This is a genomic window from Planctomicrobium aquicomposti (genome assembly GCF_051466325.1).
Classification (GTDB): Bacteria; Planctomycetota; Planctomycetia; order Planctomycetales; family Planctomycetaceae; genus Planctomicrobium.
Map to the genome: position 1 here is coordinate 4,178,057 of NZ_CP195792.1, position 26,808 is coordinate 4,204,864.

Annotated in this window: 20 protein-coding genes; 9 read left to right on the plus strand and 11 right to left on the minus strand. The window is 59.7% G+C overall.

What is annotated here, in order from left to right; genetic code table 11:
- Positions 1–61: 61 nt before the first annotated feature.
- On the minus strand, positions 62–1,801 hold the full coding sequence (locus SH664x_RS16135; protein ID WP_437202624.1) for a hypothetical protein: 1,740 nt from the start codon (positions 1,799–1,801) through the stop codon (positions 62–64).
- A gap of 388 nt (positions 1,802–2,189) precedes the next feature.
- Between SH664x_RS16135 and typA the strand changes: the two genes are divergently transcribed.
- Entirely contained in the window at positions 2,190–3,998 is a 1,809-nt protein-coding gene (gene typA / locus SH664x_RS16140; RefSeq protein WP_437202626.1) for a translational GTPase TypA, read from the plus strand.
- Between the two features lie 77 nt (positions 3,999–4,075).
- Here the strand turns inward: typA and SH664x_RS16145 are convergent, their stop codons facing one another.
- Positions 4,076–4,558, minus strand: a complete 483-nt coding sequence (locus SH664x_RS16145; RefSeq protein WP_437202628.1) for a VOC family protein — start codon at positions 4,556–4,558, stop codon at positions 4,076–4,078.
- A gap of 351 nt (positions 4,559–4,909) precedes the next feature.
- On the opposite strand from SH664x_RS16145, the gene SH664x_RS16150 reads away from it, so the two are divergent.
- Positions 4,910–6,388 (plus strand): Nramp family divalent metal transporter, encoded by a 1,479-nt coding sequence (locus SH664x_RS16150; RefSeq protein WP_437202629.1) that lies wholly within the window; start codon positions 4,910–4,912, stop codon positions 6,386–6,388.
- Positions 6,389–6,457: 69 nt separating this feature from the next.
- Here the strand turns inward: SH664x_RS16150 and SH664x_RS16155 are convergent, their stop codons facing one another.
- Together SH664x_RS16155 and SH664x_RS16160 are read right to left on the minus strand one after the other, a co-directional pair.
- On the minus strand, positions 6,458–7,384 hold the full coding sequence (locus tag SH664x_RS16155; protein ID WP_437202631.1) for an ABC transporter ATP-binding protein: 927 nt from the start codon (positions 7,382–7,384) through the stop codon (positions 6,458–6,460).
- A gap of 69 nt (positions 7,385–7,453) precedes the next feature.
- Positions 7,454–9,736, minus strand: coding sequence for a hypothetical protein (locus tag SH664x_RS16160; protein ID WP_437202633.1), 2,283 nt, complete (start codon positions 9,734–9,736; stop codon positions 7,454–7,456).
- A gap of 374 nt (positions 9,737–10,110) precedes the next feature.
- Between SH664x_RS16160 and SH664x_RS16165 the strand changes: the two genes are divergently transcribed.
- The 3 genes from SH664x_RS16165 to SH664x_RS16175 all read left to right on the plus strand — a co-directional run bounded on the left by SH664x_RS16165 (position 10,111) and on the right by SH664x_RS16175 (position 14,590).
- A complete protein-coding gene (locus SH664x_RS16165) occupies positions 10,111–11,931 on the plus strand; it encodes a hypothetical protein (RefSeq protein WP_437202635.1) in 1,821 nt (606 codons plus the stop codon).
- Positions 11,932–12,065: 134 nt separating this feature from the next.
- A complete protein-coding gene (locus tag SH664x_RS16170; protein WP_437202637.1) occupies positions 12,066–13,010 on the plus strand; it encodes an ABC transporter ATP-binding protein in 945 nt (314 codons plus the stop codon).
- The gene (locus SH664x_RS16175; RefSeq protein ID WP_437202638.1) at positions 13,007–14,590 is read left to right on the plus strand and encodes an ABC transporter permease; all 1,584 of its coding nucleotides are present in this window, start codon (positions 13,007–13,009) and stop codon (positions 14,588–14,590) included. The genes SH664x_RS16170 and SH664x_RS16175 overlap by 4 nt, the downstream gene beginning before the upstream one ends.
- A 26-nt stretch (positions 14,591–14,616) precedes the next feature.
- On the opposite strand, the gene SH664x_RS16180 is transcribed toward SH664x_RS16175, so the two are convergent.
- Positions 14,617–15,885, minus strand: a complete 1,269-nt coding sequence (locus SH664x_RS16180; RefSeq protein ID WP_437202640.1) for a lactate racemase domain-containing protein — start codon at positions 15,883–15,885, stop codon at positions 14,617–14,619.
- A 343-nt stretch (positions 15,886–16,228) separates the two neighbouring features.
- Between SH664x_RS16180 and SH664x_RS16185 the strand changes: the two genes are divergently transcribed.
- Positions 16,229–17,095, plus strand: a complete 867-nt coding sequence (locus SH664x_RS16185; RefSeq protein ID WP_437202642.1) for a fumarylacetoacetate hydrolase family protein — start codon at positions 16,229–16,231, stop codon at positions 17,093–17,095.
- A 58-nt stretch (positions 17,096–17,153) separates the two neighbouring features.
- Here the strand turns inward: SH664x_RS16185 and ftsH are convergent, their stop codons facing one another.
- Positions 17,154–19,238, minus strand: coding sequence for an ATP-dependent zinc metalloprotease FtsH (ftsH, locus tag SH664x_RS16190; RefSeq protein ID WP_437202644.1), 2,085 nt, complete (start codon positions 19,236–19,238; stop codon positions 17,154–17,156).
- A 343-nt stretch (positions 19,239–19,581) separates the two neighbouring features.
- Between ftsH and SH664x_RS16195 the strand changes: the two genes are divergently transcribed.
- Entirely contained in the window at positions 19,582–20,811 is a 1,230-nt protein-coding gene (locus SH664x_RS16195) for a Glu/Leu/Phe/Val family dehydrogenase (RefSeq protein ID WP_437202645.1), read from the plus strand.
- Between the two features lie 257 nt (positions 20,812–21,068).
- Positions 21,069–21,599: a cyclic nucleotide-binding domain-containing protein gene (locus SH664x_RS16200; RefSeq protein WP_437202646.1), complete on the plus strand. Its 531-nt coding sequence runs from the start codon at positions 21,069–21,071 to the stop codon at positions 21,597–21,599.
- A 33-nt stretch (positions 21,600–21,632) separates the two neighbouring features.
- On the opposite strand, the gene SH664x_RS16205 is transcribed toward SH664x_RS16200, so the two are convergent.
- The 4 genes from SH664x_RS16205 to SH664x_RS16220 form a co-directional block, all read right to left on the minus strand.
- Positions 21,633–23,507, minus strand: a complete 1,875-nt coding sequence (locus SH664x_RS16205; RefSeq protein WP_437202647.1) for a hypothetical protein — start codon at positions 23,505–23,507, stop codon at positions 21,633–21,635.
- A 219-nt stretch (positions 23,508–23,726) separates the two neighbouring features.
- Positions 23,727–24,479: a hypothetical protein gene (locus SH664x_RS16210; protein ID WP_437202649.1), complete on the minus strand. Its 753-nt coding sequence runs from the start codon at positions 24,477–24,479 to the stop codon at positions 23,727–23,729.
- Positions 24,476–24,931 (minus strand): DUF983 domain-containing protein, encoded by a 456-nt coding sequence (locus SH664x_RS16215; protein ID WP_437202651.1) that lies wholly within the window; start codon positions 24,929–24,931, stop codon positions 24,476–24,478. Before SH664x_RS16215 ends, SH664x_RS16210 begins: the two co-directional genes overlap by 4 nt.
- Positions 24,928–25,731 (minus strand): Nif3-like dinuclear metal center hexameric protein, encoded by an 804-nt coding sequence (locus SH664x_RS16220; RefSeq protein WP_437202652.1) that lies wholly within the window; start codon positions 25,729–25,731, stop codon positions 24,928–24,930. The genes SH664x_RS16215 and SH664x_RS16220 overlap by 4 nt, the downstream gene beginning before the upstream one ends.
- A gap of 523 nt (positions 25,732–26,254) precedes the next feature.
- Between SH664x_RS16220 and SH664x_RS16225 the strand changes: the two genes are divergently transcribed.
- Positions 26,255–26,416 (plus strand): hypothetical protein, encoded by a 162-nt coding sequence (locus tag SH664x_RS16225; protein WP_437202654.1) that lies wholly within the window; start codon positions 26,255–26,257, stop codon positions 26,414–26,416.
- A gap of 65 nt (positions 26,417–26,481) precedes the next feature.
- Here SH664x_RS16225 and SH664x_RS16230 read toward each other — a convergent pair whose 3' ends face one another.
- The gene (locus SH664x_RS16230) at positions 26,482–26,769 is read right to left on the minus strand and encodes a hypothetical protein (protein WP_437202656.1); all 288 of its coding nucleotides are present in this window, start codon (positions 26,767–26,769) and stop codon (positions 26,482–26,484) included.
- Positions 26,770–26,808: the final 39 nt, after the last annotated feature.

Below are 26,808 nucleotides of genomic sequence, written 5' to 3' on the forward strand. Positions count from 1 at the left end.
TCACACGGAACAGCACAGATCAACGACCGAGGCCTGCGCTGCACGAGCAGAGCCGCCTGCTCTATTTCCAGAGGATCGCTGCGGCTGTGACACACAGAATCAGCGTGGCGGTGAGGATGTGCTGTGTCGACTTGCGCACGCCGGACTCCTCATCCAGCGCGGTGGCTTCGTCCGCAATCGCTCGCACAATGCCGCGCGGCAGCTTGGTGGTGATCCGTTCGATCACAATCCATTCTGAAAACCGGGAGAGCTGCGCCAGCATGCGGAGCGGTAGCACCAGGAGATTGATGATCGGCAAGGTATAGAAGTCCTCACGGGCCAGGCGCTGCAGGCCGGCAAACCGCCCCGCAGGTCGCGGGCTGTCCGTCGGATGCAGGGGGAGGCTGTAAGCTCCGATGACTCCCGCGAGTGCAGCCTGTCCCATGAACAGCGGGATCCATCCCGCCGACAACAAGCCCAGTCGCCGGAGCTGCACGGTCACTCCAATCACGCAGAGCCAGGTCACCAGAGCAAACCCCAGCTGCAACGGGGTGCGACGCTGTTCGGCGGAATCGAGCACCAGCACTCCGGATACCGACTCCACTTCCCGGATACTGCGAAACAGGGGGTACGTCAGAACACATTGCAACACGGGCAACAGGAGCGGTCCTAGTCCAGCCAGCGGCGGAATCCCATCCGTGCGCGCCGTCAGTGCCTGATACAGCCCCTCCTGTCCCAGCCAGCCGCAGCAGAGCAGTCCTCCACTTGCAAACAGAGCCACGGTTCGGGCCCGGCCGATCGGCATTTCAAACAATTGCGGAATGAGCATCAGCAGGAGCCCGCTGCCGAGCAGCAGCGTCAGACCTTCGCTCCCAATCCCCGCACCGAACGCTGCGAAAATCAAACCTCCCTGTGCTCCGGCCAACCGCATCAGTCGCCGGGGTGGCGAGGTCTCTGACAGGGCACTCAACGCCAGCAGGCCGCTTCCGAGGACGCCGAGATTGACCACAATCAACTGAATTTCAGGCAGGAGAAACCAGAGTTCGCCCCACCGCCACATCAGCACCCAGGCCGGGAAGAAGGCCCCCATCACCAGCAGTGCAACATCGCGTCCTTCGAAAGTCACACTGCGGGTCCATCCCATGAGGGGGAACAGGGCGGCCCGAATGGCGATCGAGGCGAGAAACAGCAAACTTCCCAATGTCACCCGGCCCAGTTGAGCAGGAGCAAGCGAGGAAAGAAATTCCCCACCCGCCAGTTCGCTGACAGCCAACATCGGGCTGCCGGCAACATCCCCCAGATTCAAGAGCCCCAGCAACCAAAGCAGGTCAGCTGCCGTCAGCCAAAGGAGCGGAATCTGCGGTCGCCGATCCCGGTCGGAAGAAGCCCCATCGCCTGACAGACTGAGTCCACAGGCCCATCCCCCCAGCGAGACCGCTCCCCATTGCAACCAGGGATTTTTTGAGAGGATGGCCAGCTGCAGACATCCCAACGCGACCAGAATCGCCGGCGCCTGCCACCGACTCCCCTGTTTGCCCGGCCAGGCAAGTAAGAGAATCGCCCCCCACGCTGCCGTGAGCAGTCCCCAGGGAGTGGCCGCGGAAGATTCCGCCAATAAATTCGCGGTGGCAGCCAAATCCGACGAGAAGGGCCCCCAGCCGGAATTACCGAAGTGAAGGAGCCCCACCCCCAGGAAGTAGGCCCCGGCCACGGCCGTCATCGCCTCAGCCGACCGCGACTGAGGACGCAGAATTCGCCAGACGGCAGCCAGCAGCCCCAACGTCAGTGTCACCACCGCCAGCAGCATCCATTCAGCGTTCAAACCTGTCATCCTGTTGGAATGGGAGCATTTTGATTCTGAATTTCGCCACGATTTAGTGCGCGGAACCCAGTCTTTCGCCTAACGAAATGCATCTTCCGGGCCCGGTCAGGGCCGGTTCCCTACTGCTGCCGGTGTGAGTCCGGCACGGCTGCCAGATCGAACTTCCGCCACCGCAAACATCAACAATTGCCGATCAGCCGATTCGTCTGTGAACTTTTGAAGGATTTTTCAGGCGCTACTGCATTCCGCCTGAAAGATTTCTATCATATTCCACCCAGCCTGTGCCTGTGAGCTCCTCATTAAGAGCCAGTCCGCGCGAGGGAATCGCGCTGTGACTCTCGAAGTCAGACACAGAGTTCTTCTCATTTTTCCACGGATGCTCGCTCAAATGCGTCGCCAGAATATTCGAAATATCGCCATTATTGCCCACGTTGACCATGGCAAAACAACCCTGGTCGACGCCCTGCTGCGTCAGAGCGGCCAGTTTCGGGATTCGCAGCTGCAGGGTGACTGCATCCTCGATTCCAACGACCTGGAGCGGGAGCGGGGCATCACGATTCTCGCCAAGAACATCGCCGTGCTTTACAAGGGGGTGAAGATCAACATCATCGACACCCCGGGGCACAGCGACTTCGGCGGTGAGGTGGAGCGGGTCCTCAAGATGGCCGACGGGGCATTGATCCTTGTCGACGCTTTTGAAGGCCCGCGTCCCCAGACCCGATTCGTGCTGACCAAGGCGATGGACGTCGGCCTGAAGCCGATCATCGTCGTCAACAAGATCGACCGGCCCGACTGCCGCCCCGAGGACGTGATCCTCGAAACCGTGCACCTGATGGAAGAACTCGGCTGCAAGGATTCGCTGGATATTCCGTACATCTTTGCCAGCGGTCGTTCCGGCTATGCGTCTCACGATCCGACAGCCCGGTCGGGTGATATCCTGCCGCTGCTGGATCTGGTCCTCGAACAGATTCCCGGACCGCAGGCCAACGTTGAAGAACCGTTCCAGATGACGGTGACGTCGCTGCAATGGTCTGAGTACGTCGGCCGAATCGTCGTTGGTCGGATCGCCAACGGCCGCGTCCGCCCCGGTATGAAGGTGGTCATCCTTAAAGAAGGGGATGTGAAGGTCAACGGCACCGTCGAGAACGTGGAGCTGTTTGAAAAGCTGGGCCGTCTCTCATCCGAAGTGGCCGAAGCGGGCGACATTGTCGCGCTCACCGGACTGGGCGATGCAGAAATCGGCGACACGATTGCCGATCCAGCTCATCCGGTTCCCCTCCCCCGCATTACCGTCGATGAACCGACGCTGTCGATGATCTTCACGATCAATTCCTCTCCCCTCTCGGGCAAGAGCGGAAAGTTTCTGACCAGCCGCCACCTGCGGGAACGTCTGCAGCGCGAACTGGAATCGAACGTCGCTCTCCGCGTGGAAGATGCCGATACCAAAGACTCGTTCCGGGTCTCCGGTCGCGGGCTGCTGCACCTCTCGATTCTGATCGAAACCATGCGTCGCGAGGGCTTCGAAATTTCCGTCGGCAAGCCGGAAGTCATCCGCAAGCAGATCGACGGCAAATGGCATGAACCGTTCGAAATTCTGGACATCGATGTCCCGACCACCAACGTCGGGACGGTGATTGAAATCGTCTCCGGGCGGAAAGGTCAGATGACCGAAATGACCGCCCCCAACGCAACACATTCCCATCTGGTTTTCACCATCCCCGCTCGCGGCCTGATCGGCCTGCGGACGCGGCTGCTCAACGCGACCAAGGGCGAAGCGGTCATGCATCACCGCTTCGAATCTTACCAGCCACTGGAAGGGGAAATCCCCCGTCGCAAGAATGGGGTGCTGGTCTCGCAGGATTCCGGCAAGGCCACGGCCTATGCCCTGTGGAAACTGCAGGAACGGGCTGAGCTGTTCGTCGCTCCCGGCACCGAAGTCTACGAGGGGATGGTCGTGGGTGAGAACTCACGCGACAACGATCTGGTGGTCAACCCGATCCGCGAAAAGAAGCTTACCAACATGCGGGCTTCCGGTTCCGATGAAAACATGATTCTGGAACCGCCGCGCGAAATGTCGCTCGAGGTGGCACTGGAATATCTCGAAGCCGATGAATACGTCGAAGTGACCCCCGCCGCCATCCGCCTGCGGAAGATCTGGCTGAAAGAGACCGACCGCAAAAAGGCCCTGCGGGTCTGATATCCAGCCGTTCTGAATCAGAAACCTGAAACGCCCGGTCCCGGTGATCGGGCGTTTTTCTTTCTGCCGGGCCCGGTTTACTCACCTCGATACGCAGCCTGCAGCGTTGCCAGATCGAGCTTGGTCATCTGCATCACCGCCTGCATCACCCGGTGTGAACAGGCAGGGTCAGGGTCCATCATCATTTCCGGTAACTGACGCGGAATGATCTGCCATGACAGTCCGAAACGATCCTTCAGCCAACCACACTGGCTCGGCTGGCCACCGTCGCACAGTTTCTCCCAGAGGTCATCGATCTCGTTCTGATCTTCGCAGCTGACCGCGAAGGAGACCGCTTCGCTGAACTGGAAGAGCGGGCCCCCATTGATCCCGACGAACCGCAGCCCTTCCAGTTCGAATGCGATCGTCAGTACCGAACCCGGTTCTCCTGGAGCCGCCCCCGTGTTCTTCAGCACCTCCAGAATCCGTGAATTTTTAAAGATGGAGACGTAATAATTCGCTGCCTCTTCCGCATTCCGATCGAACCAGAGAAACGGGGCAATCTTCTGAATTCTGGACATGGACTGACTCCTGCTGGATTCTCAATACGAGTGAACTGAAGACCGACGGGAACACTTTGGAACCTGTCTCCTGTGAAGTAGTCGAAACGAGACGGGTGAGATCGACTTCGTTTTCTTCATTTGGGGGGAGGCAGCCGGAGTCCGGCTTCTTCCGCGGAACGGATCTGCTGACGAGCCAAAACGTTCCCGCCAATTCCGCTCCTCCGAAATCTTTTCTTCCCCAACCTCCTGACGTTGAGATTCAGGGCGGATTGTCGCATGATGCGACTCCGATCCGTGTATTCAATTCGAGCTTTGGAGATTGTCCAGGGGCAACCGGGGTCTCATGGCGCAGAGGGGGGAGCCGCGAACGTGTCTGACGCTGCCACAGCTGTGGAATTCGACCCCTATGCCCTCCCCCCCGAAGCCATTGAAGATCCCCCCGCGTCCCTCTGGCTGGCCCTGCGGCAGATCGGCCCAGGGATCATTCTCGCCGGAACGATCATCGGTTCGGGAGAACTGATCCTCACCACCGCGCTGGGGGCGGAATATGGATATCTGTTCCTGTGGCTGATCCTGTTCAGCTGCTTCATTAAGGTCTTTGTTCAGCTCGAACTGGGGCGATACGCGATCTCCTCCGGACAGCCGACTCTGGGGGCATTGAACAACCTGAAGGGCCCCCGGCTGGGAGCACACATCCTGGTCTGGTGGTGGCTGTTCATGATGCTGGCGACTCTGTTTCAGATTGGTGCGATGGGGGGAGGTGTCGGCCAGTCGCTGAATCTGGCATTCCCCCAGCTCGCGACCAGCACCGCCCATGCGCTGGGGGGAAGTTGGAGTGAAACGATCCGGGCGCGACCGGAGATCCCGTGGGCCTTCGTCACCTGTCTCGCGGCCATTGCCCTGCTCTGGAGCGGATCGTATCGCCGGATCGAGCACATCACGACCTTTCTCGTCGTCGGCGCGACCGTGCTGACGGTGACTGCCGTGCTGGCTCTCCCCTCCACCCCGTATCCCGTCAACTGGTCACAGGCTGCGGGAGGACTCATCCCTTCGGCACAGAACGCGAATCAAGCGGCGCTGCTCGCTGCCTTTGGCGTCTTCGGGATCACGGGCGTCGGTGCCACGGAGCTGTTCTACTACCCGTACTGGTGCCTTGAAAAAGGGTATGCCCGCGCGGTCGGCCGGGTCGACGACAGCCCGGAATGGGAACGCCGTGCGAAAGGCTGGATCCGCGTGATGTACCTCGATGCCTGGGTGAGCATGGTGGTCTTCACCATATCGACGGTCGCCTTCTACTTCATGGGGGCTGCCGTTCTGCACCCGCAGAACCTGCATCCCAAGGGACCGGCGATGATCGAGACCCTGTCGCGGATGTTCATCGATTCCATCGGCCCCTGGACGCGGGTCGTCTTCCTGATCGGAGCAGGCTCGGTCCTCTTCAAGACGCTCTATCTCGCCTCCGCAGCCAATGCACGGCTGCTGGCCGATTTTCTGAATCTGGCGGGCTTCGTCCGGCTCGGTCAGGCGACGCGCCGAGCCACCTGGATTCACTGGCTGTCGCTGCTGATTCCCATCGCCTCGCTGGTGCTGTTCCTGCAGCTGAAAGACCCCAAGCTGATGGTCGCGATCGGGGGTTGCGCACAGGCCCTGACGCTGCCGATGCTGTCGATCTCCGCGCTCTATTTCCGTTACCGCAAGACGGACCCCCGTCTGGCTCCCTCCCGGGCGTGGGACGTGCTGCTGTGGATCGCGGTGCTGTCGATTACCATCGCCGCGATGTATGCGGTGGGCCAGTCGACGCTGGGGCTGCTGCAGTTGCTCCGTCCGGCTGCCGCGTCGGCTCCGTGATGTATGGCGTCACCGTGAAGCGTGATCACGCAGGCAGAGCGAGACTGACAGACAGCCTGTCGTTGCGGATTACTGCTGGACCCCTTTGGTCAGCTCCATGAACGCCGTCTCGAGGTTCACTTCTTCTTCCCGGAACTGCTTCAGCTTGAATCCCTGTTCAATCAGCAGCGACGGCAGGAAGCTGTAATCGTCTTTGCCCGGTTTGAGTGTCAGGAAGATGGTATCTCCCTCGACATTGATTTTGCCGACATCACCGTGCTGTTCCAGCAGCTTGGCAGCCTGTTCGGTCCGCTCCATGACCTTGATCTCGAGCATGATCGCCTCGCGGGCCTTCCGCATCACTTCGTCGACGTAACCATCGACGAGCATCACCCCCTTCTCGATGATGCCGACGCGGGTACAGACATCAGCCAGTTCGGGCAGAATGTGGCTGGAGACAATGACGGTTTTATTCATTGCCCCCAGTCGACGCAGCAGGCCTCGCATTTCGATCCGGGCGCGGGGATCCAGTCCGCTGGCTGGCTCATCGAGCAGCAGCACCTGCGGATCGTGCAGCAGAGTGCGGGCCAGGCCGACACGCTGTGTCTGCCCGCGCGACAGCTGGCTGACCATGGCGTCCCGCTTGAAGGACATATCGACCAGTTCCAGCTTCTCTTCGCAGATCTTCCGACGCGTCGGCCCGTTGATGCGGTACGTCGACGCGAAGAACTCCAGATACTCCATCACCGTCATGTCATCGTAGACGCCGAAGAAATCCGGCATATAACCGACCAGCCGGCGAATCTCCTGCGGATCGGTATAGATCGACTGGCCGCAGACATAACATTCCCCGTAGTCCGGGTTCAGCAGCGTGGCGATCATCCGCATTGTGGTCGTCTTGCCGGACCCGTTCGGTCCGATGAAGCCAAACACATCTCCCGCCTTGAGCGACAGGTTGATTTCATTGGCAGCGATCAGATCGCCGTAACGCTTTGTCAACTTGATGGTTTCAATCACAGCTGAACTCTCTGTCTCGGAATCGGGCTGTCTCGGAATCGGGCGACGTTGAGCGGCGGACATCGCGGCTCAGTCGCGTGGCTTCAACAAATCGGGAGACGGGGCCGAATCGGACGACCGTACGCTCCGCTTGACCGGCAGGATGATCCTGACAAACGTATCCTGATTCTGCAGTGCGGGGACCTGACCGTCGACTTCCACCGTCGTCGGAGTCGACTTCAACTGGCCGAAGATCACCGCCCGATGCAGCACCAGCAGATCAGACAGATCAAACTTCTGCCGCTGCCCCAGGTTGAGTTTCGTATAGTCGGAACCGCCCGCCTGTTTATGGAACGTGAGCATCCGGGCCACGTTCAGCGGATCGCGGCTCATCGGGTCATACAGTTGCCGGGAGGTCATCTCCAGCAGGCGGCCCCGCAGCACGTTTGATCGACTCTGTTTGAGATCCCAGGTCTCCCCCGGTTTCAGTGGCGGGACGTCACCATTCGCATCGAGGCGAGGGAAGTAACCGAAGTCTCCATATGCCAGGAACCAGTTGGTAATTTCTCCGGAGAGATGGTGACTGAACGTCCCCTCCACCCGCAGTCCCCCGCTGTCGCTCAGGTCGGCGGTGGCGACGGCGTCAGGAACCGTTGAGACCGCCTCCCATTCCGCGGAGCAGCTGCCGATCGACCACACAGGTGTCGGCAGATTCTCGATTCCTGATCGATTCTCGGGAAAATTGTACGAGGGCTTTGAGGAGTCGATCCCTCCGTTGCGATACATGCCCCGGAAGCCCTCTTCCGGAATTCCGATCCAGCTGACCCGGAGCAGATCAGGAGCGGCCGACGCGGGGGCTGCGGCCGGCCGCACGGTGATGGCATCCCGGCGGGTTTCCGGACTGTAGAATCCGAACAGGGTCTGGGCACGGACGCTGTTAGTCGTGCCATCGGCATCGACGAGATCGATCTGCCGCGCGGCAAATGGCCGGGCATTCATTTCGTCAGCGCGGGAAATGGCGAAGATCGAGGCCAGTGCGATCCACACTGGCAGCGTGAACCAGGTCCATTCCGGTCGCTTCACCAGCTTGTGCAGCACCAGATAGTCGACCGGTCCGATCAGACAGGCGAACAAGGCGATCCAGCCCATCACCACCCAGTGCGACGGCCGGGAAACCCCTTCAAACTGGTCGAGACAATAAATCAGCTGGGTTTCCAGATCGCTGATTCCCGTAGGACTCACCTCCGCGTGGGACTCCACTCGGCGGTTTCTCAGGGATGCATTTTCCCAGGGGGCCGGCACATCAGCGAGAAATGCCGCAAACTCAGCCCGCGATTCCCAGTTCGACAACGGAGGTTGATCCAACTGCACAGCCAGCATCGTGACCTGCCCGATTCCATAAGCAGCCCGAATGGCCAACGGCCCGGTCAGACCCGTTGCCAGCACCCGCCCCTGTTGGGGATCGAGTTCCGCAGCCGGCAGATTCTCCAGAGACATTCGCAGGGCTGCCCCTCCCTTCAGAGCGGCGCTGAGTCCACCGATATTGCGAAGATCGGTCTGCCCGATGGGCCGCAGCGGAACCCAGCTTTGCAAGGGACTGTGCGCGAAGGCTGCGACTCCATCACCCACCGGAATCACCAGTCGCCCCCCTCGTCGCACCCAGGCCTGCAGGGAACGGGAGGTCGTCTCCGAGATTTTTGCGTCGGCATTCAGGACAACGACCTCGATTCCGTCGAGCTGTTCCGAGGACCAAATCTCTTCCAGCTGGGCTCCCGCCAGAATGACCTGCAGCAGATTGGGAACGAGTCGATTCCAGCGCTCGGGGCTCACTTCAAATGCGGGCTGATCGCCGACGACCAGCCAAAACGGATGCGATTGACGAAACGATTTGACCGATGGGGTCACACCCGGACGGGCGGTGACACTTCCAGCGACAGCACCGTCGACCATCAATTCGACAGTGATGCTCCCCTCCAGCTTGCCCGAGCGAAACAGTCCTCGCAACGGCAGCTTTCCGTTCTCTGGAACTGTTGCCGGGGCTCCCGGGAGAAGTGTCGCCTGTCCATCGGGGTCGGCGGTCCTGAGCACAGGAGTCACAACCGTCCCGGCGGGACCCGTCACGTCACACTGCCAGCCGGTCCAACATCCAACTTTATAGCGACCGTCAAAACTGATCCGCAGATTGTCCACCTGCAAAGCAGGAGGAGGGGCAGCGGCCAGACTGACCGTAGTGAACAGAAACAATCCCGCGAAATGAAACAATACGAGAAGAGTGCAGACGCGCCGCAGCCCCCCAGCCAGCCCCGGTAACGGGGAATTCAGAAACCAAAAGGCTGTTCTGGAGCGATCAGCTGCATGCGGACGGCTGGACATGTGGGATTGGATTACTCGACAGGATTGCGCATCTTGCACGGGCAAGTTCCGTGAAGTGGACCGGGCTACACCACTTCGCCCTGTGCCGAAATGAAAATTCGGCACCGATTTCTAAGTCGATGTTCCAACAGTTTTAGCTGAGCGACGTATTGGAGGGAACCGATTCCCTCGTCTCCTGGTCTCATTTTCAAATCCTCTCTCCCATTTTCAGTGATTCTGAGTTCTGTTTCTTCACAAATACCGCCTTCAGGATGATTTCGGACTGACCCAGTGCCCCTTGTCCGCCCCTTCCAGAGGCGGGGCACAGGCAGGAGAGGCTTTGACCTCCGGGGGGCATTCCGGTATGACGACAGTTCTTATCCCGGGCTGACTTCATGCATTTCCTCGCACTCGACGTTCGTGTGGCGCGTATGAGAAAACTCTCGCGACGGCTGCTGGTGCCGATCCTGTTTTTCTGCCTGCTGCCGACCGTCCAGGCTGCGCTGCAGGTGGAAAGAGCTCCCTCCTGGGGATTCGACGGCAAGATCCGGCTGCAGCGCTTCAATCTGCTGACGATTGAACTCGTCAACGCCTCCGAAACACCGTGGGAGGGAGATCTGCTGATCGAACCGGTGGTCGGACTTTCGGGCGGCGACATGCCGATCGTGCAGCCGGGCATGTACGTCGAACCGCACGGAAGACGTCGGGTCCAGTTCCTGCTCTACACCCCGCAGATTCAGCAGTATCGCCTGAAATGGGGCCGCAGGGTTGACGAAACCTATCTGATCGACGAGCCGACCGCCGCAACGGACCCGGCCGTGGTGGAGTTCATCCCCGAGAGTTCACTCACCTCGTTACGCAGTTCGTATCCCCGATTCATCGAGAACGATTTTCCCAACTCTGCTGCCGGGCTCGAAACCCTCGGGGGAGTGCTGCTGAATCACGTCCCCGCCTGGAACGAGGCACAGCAACGGGCCTTCCGGGACTGGCTGTGGGCTGGCGGCCGACTGGAACTCTTCCAGGGAGCAGACGGGCAGTTCCCGCAATTCGGTTCGCAGCTGGCGGAGTTGAATGATCCGACCGACCTGTATCATCCGGGAAGCGGGACCGTCGTTCGCCGCCACAAATCCATTCAGGGGGAAGCTCCCCCGCGTCAGCCACCGGGCCAGTCGAACTCTATTTCCTATTCTGAATGGTCGCTCCCCCAGACGATCCTCTCTACGCTGCAGTCCGTGACGAAACCGGATCACGACTGGTCAGCGATTTTTCTGCTGGCCATCGTTTACGTGCTGTTCCTGTTTCCGGGCTGCTGGTTGCTAGGCCGAAAGCGGGGAGACTACCGGATCGTGGTTCTGGCGGTGCTAAGTGTGGTCGCCCTCTTCAGTATGGCGTTCCGGAAAATCGGCGCTCGGGGCTACGGAGAAGAGACCGCCGTTGATTCCGTGGCCATCGCCCGCATGTCGGCTGATGACCGGGCGCTGGTCACGCAGTTTTCGAATCTTTTTGTGACCGAAGGTGATCAGTACCTCGTCACACACACCCAGGAAGGCCTGACGTATTCCAGTGGACAGCAACATGAATCCGTGCTGGGACGAGTGCTGAACCGCCCCCGGGGTTCGATGTTTGTCGACATTCCTTCGTTCTCGGGCCGAACATTCGTCAGCTGCGGTGTCGCCAGGGATCCCCTGCCCCGTCCAACGATCACCGCGTTTTCCCAGATCGGGACGCTGCTCGAGCTTCAGCTCGAGTTTCCGGACAACTCACTCTGGAAGGACGATTCAGCAGCCAAGGCCATTCTGATTCACGGCAACCATGTCTATTCCACAACCTTGTCGGGCAAGTCGTTCCGGTTTGTGACCGGTGGGAGCACCGATCTGGAAACCGCAATGGAAACCCGGCTGATGCACAATGCTTATTACGGCCGGTACTACGGTAGCCAGAATGACGAGCGGGATTTGATGTGGCCCCTCATCGCGCAGGATCTGGGCATCGACAGCGACGCCGAACGGAATACGTTTGAACTGCCGGACGACCAACTCGTGCTCTATCTGTGGACCCGGATGCCGGAGTCATTTCATGTCGGCGGGGAACAGTTCCCCAAACAACGGGGGCGGGTGCTCCATTCCTGGCGGCTCTATCCAGATGGACTGCAGCCTCCCCAACCGACCCCGACCAAAGAACGGGACGACGATGAGGCCCCCCCGGCTCCGACCTGACAAGGGTGTCGCGGCGGGAGTCGCCCGCTCTACCGCAAGAGCGCCGCACTCCGAACTGTGCCGCCGCAACAAGAGCGTCGACTCGAACACAACGACTCCGGCAACAGAGAGCATTTCTCGCAGCGAGGGAATTCATGGGACCGATCATCGACCTGAATAACGTGACACACACCTTCAAGCAGCATCGCGCTCTGGATGGAATATCGTTTCAGGTCCACCCCAAATCGCTGCATGGCTTCGTGGGCCCCAACGGAGCGGGCAAGACCACGACCCTGAAGCTGATCTGCACGCTGCTCCAACCACAGCAGGGCCGGATCAAAGTCTTCGACATGGACGTGCGTGAAAACGTCAAGGCGATCCGCAAGCGGATTGGTTACATGCCCGACCACTTCAGCATGTACCGACAGATGACGGTCTTCGAATATCTCGACTTTTTCGCCGCGGCCTACGGGTTCAACCTGGCCGCACGCAACCGGATTGTGGCGGACGTGCTGTCTCTGACCGATATGGATGGTCGCAAAGGGGATCTCATTCAGGGGCTGTCCCGCGGTATGCAGCAGCGGGTGAGCCTCGCCCGCGTGCTCGTCAACGATCCGGATCTGCTCCTCCTCGACGAGCCGGCATCCGGACTCGATCCTCGCGCCCGCATTGAGCTGATGGAGATCCTGCGGGAGCTGCGACGCATGGGGAAAACCGTCTTCATCAGCAGTCACATCCTGAGCGAACTCGCCGAACTGTGCGACAGTGTCACCATCATCGACCGGGGTCACACCAAATACAGCGGTCCCATGGAGGGCCTGCTGGACCAGCAGACCGAACAGCCTGTCTTCCGCATCCGGTTGAACACCGATCCGGAAACCCAGCTGTCCTGCCTCTCCGGGCTGCACGGGGTGCTGGGAGTGGAACCTGTTGAAGGGCGTTCGGAAGTCCGCGTGAAGATCGATCCGGCCCTGACCGATGGGGATCAGCTGCTGAGGCAAATCCTGAATCAGAATCAGTCCATTATCAGTTTCGGTCGGGATCAGCGCCAGCTGAACGAAGCCTTCATGGACCTGACCGAACGGGGGGTTCGGACGTGACATCCAAAACGTTCGCCTTGATGCGCAGAGCCCTGCAGGTCGAAACCCGCGAGGTCAAGCCCTACCTGTTTCGCGCAGCGCTCGCCACGGTGATCCTGACGATCCTGTGGTTCACCTGGATGGAACCTTTCTCCATCAATGCGCCGGGGCTGAGGCTGTTTGGCTGGATCGCCCATCTGAACTACTGGTTCATTACCTTTGCCGGAGGCTCGTTCTTCGCCTCGACAATTACCGAGGAAAAAGAAGAGCGGACCCTCTCGCTGATGAAAATGGCCGGGGTCAGTCCGCTGTCGATTCTCCTGGGAAACTGGCTGCCGCAACTGAGCAATGCCGCGCTGCTCATTGCCATCCAGATTCCCTTCACGGTGTTGTCGATCACGCTGGGGGGAGTGTCGTGGCAGCAGATCGTGGCGGTCTACGTCGCGCTCTTCGCCCACCTGCTGTTTGTCGGCAATCTGGGACTGCTGATGTCCGTGCTCTGCAACACGACCACCACCGCGTGTGGCTGGACAATGTTCATTCTGTTCCTCTTTCACTTCCTCCCTTATCCCCTGCAGGCGGGGGCCAACGAACTGATCGTGAACGGATTTCTGGTCACACCGATGGCGTGGCTGTCGTCCGTGTGCGGCACGCTGATCGACATGACCGCGATGTACCGCCTGTACGCTGCCCTGTCGACGGGGTTTAATGATCCGGCCCTCTCGTTTCAGGTCGTTTCGAACGTGGTCGCCGGGGTGGTCCTGTTCGGCATTTCGTGGATGATTTTCGAGCCCTGCACCCGCAATGAGGTCGAGCCGGGCCAGAGCCTTCCCTGGCATCTGGGCATCGGCAATCTGCTGAAGCGGCGCCAGGCCTCGCAGCCGCGGCGGGCCTGGGGATGGGCCATTGCGTGGAAAGACTTCACCATTACCTCGGGCGGCTTCCCCGCGACGATTTTCAAATTCATCCTCTACAGCGCGCTGATCCTCGGTTTCACGTGGCTGAGTGCCGACAACTACAACCTCTTCGCTGCCAGTCTGAAGTCGCTGGCCGGTATCGCGTTTGCCGTGGCGATTCCGGCCGCCGTGATCGAATTTCTGGTTCAGACCTCCCGGCTGTACCGTGCGGAACTTTCCGACAAAACCTGGTCAACGCTCTGCATGTTGCCCTATTCGATCCCGAAGCTGGCTTACAGCAAACTGGTTGGCGTGCTGCTGAGTCTCTGGCCGGCACTGCTGTGGATCTGTTTCGGTATTCTCGTCATCTTCCCCGATTTTCTCGAAGGCCTTGGTGAAGTGTTTTCTCGTATCGAAGGAATCGGTGCGATCACCTACGCCGTGTTGCAGGTGCTGGCCGGTTTGCATGTGGCCATTTACCTTTCGATCTCGACCCGCTGGGCGATTTGGCCGATCGCCCTGTTCAGCGGCGGACTGATCGTCATGCTGATCAATATGCTGATGATGGCCTGCCTGATGGGGGTCTTCAGTGGAGGGGGCGGTGATGGGCTACTGGCGATGCTTGATTTTTTCTGGCTCTGCGGAGTTATTTTTCTGCATCACCTCGTGCTCGAAAAGCTGGAGGAGCGCGCTGCGGAATCGTGAGACGACTGCCGGAAGAAGCCAATCTTTCAGTCGTGGGTGTGACCAATCTCGGGGAGATTGCCTTCCGCATCGAACGTCATTTCCGACGGACCGGAAAGAACCTCAAACGGAAAATCGGCCCCTTCGCGTAGAAAGGCATCACTGACCATCATCTCCGCCAGATGCAACGTATCGGCAATCTGAATGATCCGCGCATCGGGCGGCTCAGTCAGACCGATCGTCAGCATGGCGTCTTCAATGGCCAGCCGATCGTTGACATAAGCAAACGGCAGCATGCAGGCGGTCGGATGGCTGGAGGTCATCGCGTTGATACGTGTCGTCTCCAGATTGAGCTTGTCGACGCAGCGACGGGTGGTGAATTCCGCAATGCCGATCCCTAACCCGTTCCCCTTGGTTTCATACGTGAGATCGCGAACAAAGATCCGCTTGCAGTTGACGCGATCATGCTCGGTGGCGACGTGGTCGTTGTACTTGCGACCGACGATGTTGGTATCCATTCCGGTACCGCTGATGTTCTTGCCGATCCGGTCGATGACCAGCAGATCGATTTCCGTGAAGGGCAACTGCGGCATCCAGGCGAGCGCCTGCTGCAGCAGCTGTTGCTCGCGTTCGTAAAACCGCTCGGGAGGAATCGCCTCAATCAGCGCGGTTTCATCGTACGAATTCTCGACGATCGCAATCCCGGCCACCACGCGACACTTCTCGATCACCGCCGACGAAACGGCCTTGATGATCGTTCCGAACGGGTAGTTCCGGATCGCGCGATGATAAAGCAGCGCCCCGGTATGCTTGGACAACCCGATCAGCATCATTTTGTGCAGACCCGATTCAATCTCCCCCACAAACGTCGTATGCGGCTTCACCCGGTTCATCACAATCAGATGATCGGCCGAGCAGGCATGCTTGTCGATATGCACCGGCAACCCCTGCGCAGTCTCGGCGACGACAACCGTCTCCATGGAAGATCGGATTTCGCAGCCAAGAAACTCTTCGGTCACGCCGAACCCGGCCAACACCGCCCGTTGCCCTTCCGCAGTCGCTCCCCCATGACTCCCCATCGCCGGCACCACGAACGGCACCGCCCCCAGAGCTTTCATCTCGTCGACAACCGCTTTGGCCATCACCGCAATATTGGCAATGCCGCGGCTGCCGACGGTCAGGGCCACGGTCTGACCGGGCCGGATCTTCCGCTCCAGCGACAACGACTTCAGCTGCCGGGAAACTTCCGCAGCCACATCGTCGATGCGCGGCCGTGGGAACGTCTGACGGATGCGATACATTTTCGGCAGCAACATCACTTTTCCTTACGGCAGGCAGCACATCAAAACAGCAGTCAATCGCAGAGGACACCACGCGGGAATCTGACGAAAGCCGATTGAGGGGAACTGCGGTTCTCTCGCGGGAGTGGTCCTCCCCATTTAAGATAGCCGCATCAGGGCTCTCTCACCAGAACCGGGGGAGATCCGCAGAGGGGCGGGCTGCCAACTTTCCTGAGAGCAGGTGACTCTTGCCCAGTCCCCGCGCGGCAAGCCTTTCGTATGGCGACAGGCTGACATCCGCGTGGCGAGGACGGGGCAATCTAAAGTCAGTATGCTCTCGATTTGCACGCAATACCTAATCGACCTGAAGAGGGGCTCCATGAAACTGGCGACATTACAGACCGCATCCGGACCGGAAGTCGTGGCTGTCGAGACCATCGGCGCGGTCCCGCGGTTCATTCCTTTGAACCGGATCGATACCACGCTGCCCCGCTCCTTACGCAGTCTGCTGGCGGAAGATCCCGATCTGTCTCGCAGCCGCAGAGCGCTCCAGCAGGGTCTGGCGTCCCATCAGACGGTTGAGGGGCAGCTGCTGGCTCCCATTCCGGATCCCGGCAAAGTGCTCTGCATCGGGCTGAACTACCGCGAGCACGCTGTCGAGTCCCGGATGGAAATCCCCTCGGAACCGATCTGCTTCAGCAAGTTCAGCAGCGCGGTGATTGGTCCTGAAGAGGCGATTCAGCTCCCCCCGGCATCGAACCAGGTCGACTATGAAGCTGAACTCGTGGCGGTGATCGGTCGCCGGGCGAAACATGTCTCCGTTGGAGATGCACTGAGCTACGTGGCTGGTTATTGCAACGGCAACGACGTCTCCGCACGCGACTGGCAGATCGGTCGACCGGGCAAGCAGTGGCTGCTGGGAAAAACCCCCGACACCTTCGCTCCGATCGGACCGTGCCTGGTGACCGCCGATGAAGCGGGCAATCCACATGATCTGGCCATCTCGCTGCGTCTGAATGGTGAGACGATGCAGCAGTGTACGACGAAGGAATTTATCTTCGGTGTCGATGCCGTGATCGCCCACGTCTCTCAACTGATCACGCTGGAACCGGGTGACTTGATCTTTACCGGCACCCCCTCGGGCGTCGGTATGGGTCGATCTCCACAGGTCTGGCTCAAAGCGGGCGATACGGTCGAAGTTGAAATTGAGGGACTGGGCACGCTGCGGAACCCGGTCACCGGCTGAGCAAACGGCAAACGCTGTGGAGAGCCGCACGCTCTCCACAGTGCATTCGCCACGAACCCTACTCGTCGGTCCCCTGCTTCAGCGCATTCCGCACGGCATGCGCTGCTGCCTCATCGGTTGTCGGCGGACGCATGACGGATGTTCCCGCTTTCAGTTGTGGGCCGGTCTTGTGCGCATCGAGAATTACCTGCAATTCCTCGGCGTTCATAATTTCGCGCTCGATCAGCTCTTTGGTCATCTGCTCCAGCACGGCCCGGTTGGAACGGAGAATTTCCCGCGCCACCGTCATCGCTTCATCAACGATACGACGAATCTCGAGATCAATCTCCCGCAGCGTGTGCTCGCTATGAAAGTAATCGGCCCCTCCCTGCGATGAGCCGCGTAAAAACGGCGAGCGTTTCGATTCGCGATAGTTCACCCGCCCGAGTTTGGGGCTCATCCCGAACTCCATCACCATCCGACGGGCCAGCTCGGTCGCCTGCTCCAGATCGTTCTGAGCTCCGGTCGATGTCTCCTCAAAGACCGCTTCTTCCGCAGCAATCCCCCCCAGGGCGACACAGATCCGGTTCTGGATCTCGGTCTGGGTAATCAGATGCCGATCATCTTCCGGTCGCTGCAGCATGTACCCAAGCGCACCGAACCCGCGCGGAATGATGGAAATCTTGTGCACCGGATCGGTCTGCGGCAGGCTGCAGGCGACGAGAGCATGTCCGCATTCGTGATAGGCGACGCGTTGCTTCTCGTCTTCATGAATCAGGCGCGACGACTTTTCCAGTCCCGCTATCACCCGCTCGATCGCTTCTTCAAACTCATGCATGGAGACGGCGGTCTTGTCGGCACGGGCGGCCAGCAGAGCCGCTTCGTTCACGAGATTCGCCAAGTCCGCACCGACGAAGCCCGGTGTCAGCTTCGCCAGCCGGGCCAGATTGACGTCGTTGTCCATCTTGATCTTGCGTGAATGGACCCGCAACGTCGCTTCCCGTCCCTTATAGTCGGGCCGGTCCACCAGCACGTGGCGGTCGAATCGTCCCGGTCGCATCAGCGCGGGATCCAGTGTCTCGGGCCGGTTTGTCGCTCCCATCACAATGACACTCTGGTCGGAGGAGAAGCCGTCCATCTCCACGAGCAGTGCGTTCAACGTCTGCTCGCGCTCATCGTGTCCCCCTTGGGAACCGCTGCCACGCACCTTGCCGAGGGCATCGAGTTCGTCAATGAAAATGATCGCCGGTGATTTCTGCACCGCCTGCGCAAACATGTCTCTGACGCGCGCAGCTCCGACACCCACAAACATTTCAACGAAGTCCGAACCGGACAGGCTGAAGAACGGAACGCCTGCCTCGCCTGCCACCGCCTTCGCCAGTAACGTTTTCCCCGTTCCCGGCGGACCGACGAGCAGCACCCCGCGAGGAATTCGTCCTCCCAAAGCCTGATATTTCCCCGGTGTCCGCAGAAACTCCACGATTTCCCGCAGTTCCTCAACCGCCTCTTCAATCCCCGCGACATCATCGAAGGTGATGCGGACATCATCGTCTGCATACAGCTTGCCTCGGCTGCGGCCGAATGACATGGCCTGTCCGGGGCCTCCCATCCGCCGTAACATGAGGACAAATGCCAGCACGAGTGCGGCGAACAGCAGGATCGTGACGACGTTGCTCCAGGATGTCCCCTGAGTCGTGCCGTCGTAATCAATGTTGTTCTTGCGGAGCAGCGATGTCAGATTGGCAATTTCTTCCGGAGGAAGTCCTCCCCGCGGAATGCGATAGCGGACGCGTGGTTCTTTGGACGTCTCAGCCGCGTCTGCGGCTGCCTCGGATGCGGGAGTCCCAGATTCGGCTTCGGCCTTCCCGGAATCGGGAGTCTTACTGGGAGCAGGCTGGTTCTGATAGGTGATGAACTGCTCGCCGAATTTCAGTTCGTGAACGTTCTCACGACTCAGCTTGCCCGATTCGATCCCGGCGACGAATTCGCCAAATGAAATTTCTTTGGCCAGTGAAGAGTCGTACAGCCAGGCCCAGCCGAGTGCCGCGACAATAAAGCCGATCAGCAAATACCAGAATGTTGCCCCGTTCCCCTTGTCCTTGCGTCTGGGGCCGGGTTTTCCCTCGGGCGGAGTTGTTTCAGGGGAGGGTTGCCCGGTCGCCATAAAATGCCTCAGGTCAGATTGTCGGAACTGTCACTTCAACTCTATGGGCGATCTGTCGGGGGGTCAATGATTTCAACTTCCCGCTTCATCATTCATCTTGACCCGGACGGCCAACTTGGCCACATTCCAGCTGTCGAAAATTCCCCTCGCTCTCTTTTCCGAAAGCGGAGTTTTCAGTCGCTGCGAAGCGGTTTCGCAAGGAAAATTGCTGTCACCCCCCCGTTGAAAAGCGCCGCATCTGTTTACCGGCGAGAACGCGCGTTGTCGCGTTGATTCTCGGGACGACATCCAATATGACCCGTAGAGGTCACAACCAGGTCTTGTACTTTGGTGGGATTTCATCATGAGCTCGTTTGAAGCTGCAGATCGATATTTTCAGCAGGCCGCTCACATCATGGGGCTGTCTGACAACATGTCGAAGCTGCTGTCGACCCCACTTCGCGAAGTCAAGGTCCAGATTGCTCTGGAGATGGACGACGGCCAGATTGCCACTTACATCGGCTATCGCGTCCAGCACGACAAGGCCCGCGGTCCGATGAAAGGGGGCCTGCGCTATCACCCGGAAGTCGACGGGGGTGAGGTACTGGCACTGGCCTCGCTCATGACCTGGAAGACCGCCGTGGTCAACATTCCTTACGGCGGCGCCAAAGGGGGGATTGCCATTAACCCCGCCAAGTTCAGCCAGGGCGAGATTGAACGGATCACCCGGAAGTTTGTCGACGAGATCCACGATGTGATCGGCCCCGACAAAGACATCCCCGCCCCGGATATGGGAACCAACGCCCAGACGATGGCGTGGATCATGAACCAGTACGAAAAATATCACGGCTTCAATCCCGCCTGCGTGACCGGCAAGCCGGTGGAACTGCATGGGGCCGATGGACGTGAAGAAGCCACCGGCCGGGGTGTGGCGGTCATTACTCATGCGGCGCTGGAACGAATGAAACGTCCCGTCGCGGGAGCCACCATTGCCATTCAGGGTTTCGGCAATGTGGGGAGCCACGCAGCCCGGATCCTGCATGAAATGGGGGCAAAGATCGTGGCCATTACAGACGCCACGGGGGGCGTGCGCAATGCCGAGGGGCTCAATATCCCCGCCCTTCTGGAACACATGGCCTCCAAGGGAAGTCTGGCTGGCTTCCCGGAAGCAGAGAAAATCACCAATGAAGAACTGCTCGCCTCCGCGACCGACGTCCTCATCCCAGCAGCGCTCGGCGGTGTGTTGACCAGACAGAACGCCAGCGCTGTGCGGGCCAAAATCATCGTCGAAGCTGCCAATAACCCCACAACGCCGGATGCGGACGAGATTTTCGCCCAAAAGGAAATTCTGGTCGTCCCCGACATTCTGGCCAATGCCGGCGGTGTGACCGTCAGCTATTTCGAGTGGGTCCAGAATCGTCAGCACTTCCGCTGGGAACTTTCGGAAGTGCGAAAGCGACTCGACAAGATCATGGGAGACAGTTTCGACCGGGTCTGGAAGATAGCGGAAGAAAAGAAAGTCTCCATGAGAACCGCCGCCTACGTGTTGGGAATCGGCCGCGTCGGCCGGGCCACGGTTCTCGCGGGGATCTGAACTGACAATGGATTCATCATCCCCTGACGTTGGGGGGCAAATGTCTGTCGACCTTTTGTGATGACAGCACGGCTGCAGACAAGAACCTGTTTCATCCATTTCGAATTGCAGGCTGACCCGTCGCCTGTCACGCGTCGTCGCCCCCTTACACGGCACGAGACCCACACAGCGAGGGGACAGTCACGAGTAACCGAGTCGAGAACTGACACAGTGTTGTGCCCCCCGCGGGGGTTGCATCTGATTAAGGAATTTGCCTCGTGGAAATACCAGCCCACTATCAGCAGCAGATCGCCCGTTCACCCCTGCTGCAGGGATTCACCCCAGACGAACTGCGGGCCTTTACCGAACGGAGTCAGATGGAAGGGTTCACACCCGGCCACGAGATTCTGACCGAGGGGAACCTCTATCAGGGAATCTGGGTGCTGCTGGAAGGGACCTGCGAGGTGGTGAAACGGGGTCCTCATCGTGACAGCCGGTTGGCCGTCCTCGAGCCGGGGGCCGTCTTCGGAGAAATGTCGTTCCTGCAGGCCTCAACGCACTCCGCTTCCGTCCGTGCCGTCGACCGTGTGGAAACCCTGCGGCTGATGCGCGGGCAGTACGACAAGCTCGTCGAAGCCTGCCCATCAGCCGCGATGAAGATCGCCGCCAACCTGGTGCGGATTCTGTCGGACCGGCTCCGCCGGATGGACGAGTGGACCTGCGAGCTCGTTGAACACGAATGCGACCACCGTCGGCATCAGGAGTGGCAGGAGTTCCGCTCCAAGCTCTACACCAATCTGTATGAGTGAGTCGGAGTCGCACTCCCACGAGCCCACTCCGGCTCAGGCCTTGCGAATAAAGTGTTCGGCGTAACTGCGCACCTGCCGACCGTTCAACACATGAAAGATGCGCAGCTGCTGCAGCGCTTCCTGACTGAAATGCGCCAACGGCACATGAATCAGCCGTTTGCCGTGTCGCTTGGCCAGTCGCCTCCAGCCGACTCCCGGAGCGGCCTGCGAGAGCACCGCAATATGTCGCTCCTTCGCATAAGCACAAGCCGCCGCCAGCAGCCGTTCTTCCAGCGTGTCCGCAAAATCAAACCGCCGATCGCGCCAGATATCCGGAACCGGTCGCGGCGGAAACAGGAACATCGCTCCGCCGTACGTCGCCATGGCGATCCCAGGCCCTACCATTTCGTTTTCATAGCTGGTCGCGAAAAACGAGAGGGTCGACTCGTCATGATGTTCCGCGTGCCAGGTGATCCGCCACGGATAGGCGCGGGGATCGGCGGGTGAGTCAAACAACATCAGCACACAGTCGAGGCTCCCGCGGCTCGGCGGCAGCTCTTTGACATACAGCTCACCTGTATGCCAGTTGCGAAGCGTCTCGCGGATATCCAGACCGTCTTTCAGACTGGTGGAAAACTTCTCGACTCGTGCCAGATCGTTCCCCAGCATGGAGAGAGCACGATCCTTGACGTGTGTCCGGAACCGTTCAATCGCGATGTCTTCGGGTGGCCAGCTGCAGTGGTTGTATGGGTTCCAGCGCATCGCCCAGCGCTGCTTGTCGATCTCCGGGGGCTTGCGATTCAGCTGACAGGACCGCCAGCTGATGGCCTGTCCCGCCAGCCGGTTCTTGAGATCGAGCAGGCTGCCATCGGGGAGTTGCCCGCGATCGATCGACATCTGCATTTCGCCCAGCGGGAGTTCGTCGACAAACGGATACTCCCGGGCCACTTCCGCCACCGCGATGGCAAACTGATCTCCTGCCAGCTGCTGCGCCGCTGTAATCAGTGTGTACAGATCGGGTGTCATCCGACGTTCAATCAGGCAGAGATTGCGCACATATTTCAAATAGGTCGCCAACAAGTGCGGCGTGATTTTCCGTCCACGATTCTTTAGCTCTGTCCGATACTTTTCGCGCGCCACCAGCAGCAGCTCTTTCACGCCATCGACAGAGAGATTCTCATCGCTGTCGAGACTGAAGCGGGTCTGCTCATATTGACCGGTGATAAACGGCAGTTCCCCCAGCACAAAGATGAGCGTCGCCGGATGAATCCGAAACAGATCCGGTTCCTGAACCGCCGGTTCCACCCCATCGACCGCCTGTGGATGCAGATACGCATCGCGCAGCCAGGGCCAGTCCGTGACCGAACAGAGAAACAGAATCGACTCGTATTGCCGCTCCAGCTCCCGCAGTCGCTCGGCCATGAAGGCGATCCGGGCGCGATGTTGTGCCGAAACCGGAGGGGGTGAACTTCCGAGAACCGCCGCGGCAAACTTTTCCAGAGCAACCCGCTTCAGCGCGTACGGATCGGGAAGAACGTTGCTGCGAGGCTCAAAGGTCTCGACCTCCAGATCGATGAACACACGCGGAATGTGTTCCTGCATCGCCACTCGAATGGCGGCAATCACCGGTTGGCAGGGATCAATCGGAACGTAGCTGCCGACCCGCGTCGAGACTGGCTCGTCCCCCCCTTCCGGTGACCACGACTGCTCCGCGAAGGGGCTGGTCTCTTGCTGAATGGCCACCGTGATGGTGGGCAGCACGTGCACGCCCGCCTCCACGACTTCCTGAAACGAAGGGGGAAGCGGGATCGCGAGACAGTCGAACTTCTCACTCAGCATCACATTGCGAACTTCCACCGCGAAGTCGCCACTGCCGTGAACCACCGGCAAACAGTGAATGCGGGGGCTGAATTTCAGTATCTCGTGCATGCGATTTCTCGAAAAGGATCATCCCATTCTAGAACATTTTGAAGGGGGATCTACCCGCCCCCGTCAGAGGAATTCGGGTTTCGCCACACGTCACGTGGCAGCAACGATTGGAACACTATGTTCTGTGCATTGCCTGCGTAGCGTATTGCGCACAAAGAGGATCAGCACTCGGCGTCGCGAGAGGAGATGACACCGAGTGAAAACTTTTTACAGTCGATTTTACAGTCGACCTGTCGCACGATAACGATCAATCTGGTCCGGATGCTGACTCGCCACATCCAGCAGGTCCCAGACATCCTCCGGCTTGAGGAACAGCCGGATTTCCGACTCCTCCATCATCTGCGCACCGGACTGCAGCGACTCAATCAGCAGACAACTGCGGGTGCGGACCGCACGCGCCAACCGCGAGCGGTATTCGATCAGTTCTGCTCGCAACGACTCTTGCCACTCCCCCAACGAGCGGAACGTTCCCTCCCGAACCCCGGAGACCAGCCGCAAGACTTCGGCAGTCGTGAGCAGCGCGGACTCCCTCCCTGCCCAAGGCTCAGAAGGAACGCGAATCAACAGCGGAACATGTGCCACCGGTTCCGCCACCGAGGCCAGCCAGTCAGGATGGGCCTCTTCAATGAGCTGGTCTTCACCGCGGGCGGCGGTCACAATCAGGAACTCCCCCTCCCGTCCGCGGATTGACTCCTGGAGCCACGAGTCGATACTCCGCAGCCCCGAAGTTCCCTCGGTTCCTGCCCCCAACACAGAGACCGGACCGGGAATGGAAAGGATCTCAATGCCGTCCCCCCACTGAGCCAGCTGCTCTGCCAGCGACGGGCCGTCCGGGTCAACGAAATACTGGTCGCACGTCAACGACTCCATGGCCAACCGGTCGAAGGTGGGGGTCGCCTGCTGGTGGTTGCCATAACACCCGAGGGACGCAGCTGAAAGCTGTTCGAAGCTGATCAGGGTGACAGGCATCATGGATCGGCACGTTGATGCGGATCGCGTTCGAGAGTTGAACTGTCGAACAGACAGTCCAGTGCCAGCCACAACGCCCGCGAATGTCGAAACATGATAATTGGAAACAGAATGCTGAAGGCCCCCAGCGGCCACACCAGGTGAGCACTGGCAATCCCCAGGTGAATTCGCCCCACCATAAAAGCGATCGTGGTGATCAGCGCCGTCGCACCATAATTCACATACATCGACCCCAGATAAAACCCAGGCTCGGGATTGAACCGGAATCCGCAATCCGGGCACTTGTCAGGCATCAGGAAGAACGAGCGGAACAGCCGCCCCTGGCCGCAGCGTGGACACCGCAGTCGGAGAGCCCGCCCGAGCAACTCCTCGCTGGATGGACGAGGCAAGCCTCCCGGCAGTGGTCCGTACGACTCCGAATTGTGGTCTCCCCCCTGGGGAGCGGGGACGCTCATGATCCACTCCATTGCAACGGGTTCCGCTCCACTTCACTTGCCCAGACCTTCACTCGTGGAAACTCCCGCTGCAGTCGGGCGGCCAGCCATTCGATCCCGGGACGCTCCGTAGCATAATGCCCCGCCACGACCAGACCGATGCCCAGCTGACGAGCTTCCAGCGCCGTATGGAAGCGGGTTTCCCCGGTGATAAACAGTTCACACCCGGCCTGATGGGCATCTTTCAGAAATTCTCCCGCTGAGCCGCAAGCCACCGCGACCTGATGAACCATCCGTGCGGGATCGCCCACGAACTCGAGTTGAGCCACCTTCAGCTGATGTCTGACGTCGGCCAGCACCTGATCGCATCGGCGCGGCTGAACGAGCTGACCATAGCGGCCGCTCCCCATACTGGCATCGACGCACTCCGCTGCGGGGCGAAGCGGCACGATCTCTCGCAATCCCAGTAATTCCGCCAGTTGCTGATTGATGCCCGACGGTGCGCTGTCGTAGGCGGTATGCGGACTGTAAACAGCAATCTCCGCACGGATCAGCTTCAGCAACATCGCCCCTTCGGCCGTCGCCGAAGTCAGCCGTTGGACGGGCCGAAACAGAATGGGATGATGAGCGACAATCAGCCGGGCTCCTCCCTGTACCGCTTCGTCTGCCACATCCTCCGTGAGTGTGAGGCAGGTCAAGACTTTGTCGACCGGCTGCTGGGCCTCACCGAGCAGCAGGCCGACATTATCCCAGCTCTCGGCCAGTTCCAGCGGAGCCAGTCGAGCCAGAAAATCAGTGATGCGTGCGAGCGATTCCGGCATGAATTTCCCCGAACAAGAGCAGGTCGCCCCAGAGCATTTTTGACTTGGAATTGTCTCGTCCCGACCACGTGGAAGTCAGCATTTCATCAGACGAAACGCTGCCTGCGCGGGCACGGGAACGAGCAACCTCCTCCAGTGTCCCTCATCTCCTCAAGGTTTACCAGTTCGGCGATGACCCGCCGCCGTACCCTGCGGTTTGTCCCTTCCGCCGAAAGGGAGTGCAATCAGCGGGCGACCTCACCTCAATTGTAGCGGTTGTAACGATTGTTGACGCAGAGGATTCGTTGCGAAAGGCCCACGTCGAATGGATTCCCGCAGCAGCCGGTTTCCTGGCCTACGTTTGATTACAGACTGAATCTGTTCAGGATCGTTCCCGATTCGCGGGCTTCGGGGACCGGATCACATTTTCCGCGAAGAGCGGATGGGCACGATTCCAATATCCCTGCCGCGCGGGGACAGGCCCAAGCAACATACCTCATTCCCGATGCACATCCAGGCGACGACGCCAGCGGAGGCGTAACCCATGTGGGCTGATTTCGGATCCACTTCGCGCTATTACCTGAAATTCTACCAGAGGTCATTCATGGACTTCTGGGATAATCTGACCCCGACGCAGTACGGCTATATTCTGGTGGGTGTCGCCTTTGCGGGCTGGCTGATGATGAAGTCCGCCAACCGCAAATAGTGGATCGCAGAGAGCATTCGCGGCAGCATCCCCCGGCTCTCAGCATCAGCGGGCGAAACCTGCTGTCAGTGCATCGACTCGTCGAGCGAATCTTCGAACGCCGAAGGGTCGACAGAGTGCTTTCTGGAAAGCCGGTAAAAGGCGACGCTGAAGCCTGTGAACAGTGATGCCGGCATCGAGAGCATAAAGAGAATGCTGTACATGTACGCGCGGGGCCGGGCCAGCACCGCGGGATCGTCCGAGTCTTCGTGTGCGACTTTGCACATCGGGCACGCGCTGGCGGGCGTGGTCCACGCGGCACCGCCCCACAGGAGCATCAGCCCGAGAAATGCAACTCGAAGATGTCGACGCATCCGACACTCCCCAGTGGGTGATCTACCGTCCTGACTCAA

What these genes read in the sequence shown, in the direction of transcription:
- SH664x_RS16205 (WP_437202647.1), bottom strand. Translation starts at nt 23,507, where the DNA reads ATGCACGAGATACTGAAATTCAGCCCCCGCATTCACTGTTTGCCGGTG.
- SH664x_RS16225 (WP_437202654.1), top strand. Translation starts at nt 26,255, where the DNA reads ATGTGGGCTGATTTCGGATCCACTTCGCGCTATTACCTGAAATTCTAC.
- SH664x_RS16145 (WP_437202628.1), bottom strand. Translation starts at nt 4,558, where the DNA reads ATGTCCAGAATTCAGAAGATTGCCCCGTTTCTCTGGTTCGATCGGAAT.
- SH664x_RS16180 (WP_437202640.1), bottom strand. Translation starts at nt 15,885, where the DNA reads ATGTTGCTGCCGAAAATGTATCGCATCCGTCAGACGTTCCCACGGCCG.
- SH664x_RS16195 (WP_437202645.1), top strand. Translation starts at nt 19,582, where the DNA reads ATGAGCTCGTTTGAAGCTGCAGATCGATATTTTCAGCAGGCCGCTCAC.
- typA (WP_437202626.1), top strand. Translation starts at nt 2,190, where the DNA reads ATGCGTCGCCAGAATATTCGAAATATCGCCATTATTGCCCACGTTGAC.
- SH664x_RS16230 (WP_437202656.1), bottom strand. Translation starts at nt 26,769, where the DNA reads ATGCGTCGACATCTTCGAGTTGCATTTCTCGGGCTGATGCTCCTGTGG.
- SH664x_RS16210 (WP_437202649.1), bottom strand. Translation starts at nt 24,479, where the DNA reads ATGATGCCTGTCACCCTGATCAGCTTCGAACAGCTTTCAGCTGCGTCC.
- SH664x_RS16215 (WP_437202651.1), bottom strand. Translation starts at nt 24,931, where the DNA reads ATGAGCGTCCCCGCTCCCCAGGGGGGAGACCACAATTCGGAGTCGTAC.
- ftsH (WP_437202644.1), bottom strand. Translation starts at nt 19,238, where the DNA reads ATGGCGACCGGGCAACCCTCCCCTGAAACAACTCCGCCCGAGGGAAAA.
- SH664x_RS16185 (WP_437202642.1), top strand. Translation starts at nt 16,229, where the DNA reads ATGAAACTGGCGACATTACAGACCGCATCCGGACCGGAAGTCGTGGCT.
- SH664x_RS16220 (WP_437202652.1), bottom strand. Translation starts at nt 25,731, where the DNA reads ATGCCGGAATCGCTCGCACGCATCACTGATTTTCTGGCTCGACTGGCT.
- SH664x_RS16165 (WP_437202635.1), top strand. Translation starts at nt 10,111, where the DNA reads ATGCATTTCCTCGCACTCGACGTTCGTGTGGCGCGTATGAGAAAACTC.
- SH664x_RS16160 (WP_437202633.1), bottom strand. Translation starts at nt 9,736, where the DNA reads ATGTCCAGCCGTCCGCATGCAGCTGATCGCTCCAGAACAGCCTTTTGG.
- SH664x_RS16170 (WP_437202637.1), top strand. Translation starts at nt 12,066, where the DNA reads ATGGGACCGATCATCGACCTGAATAACGTGACACACACCTTCAAGCAG.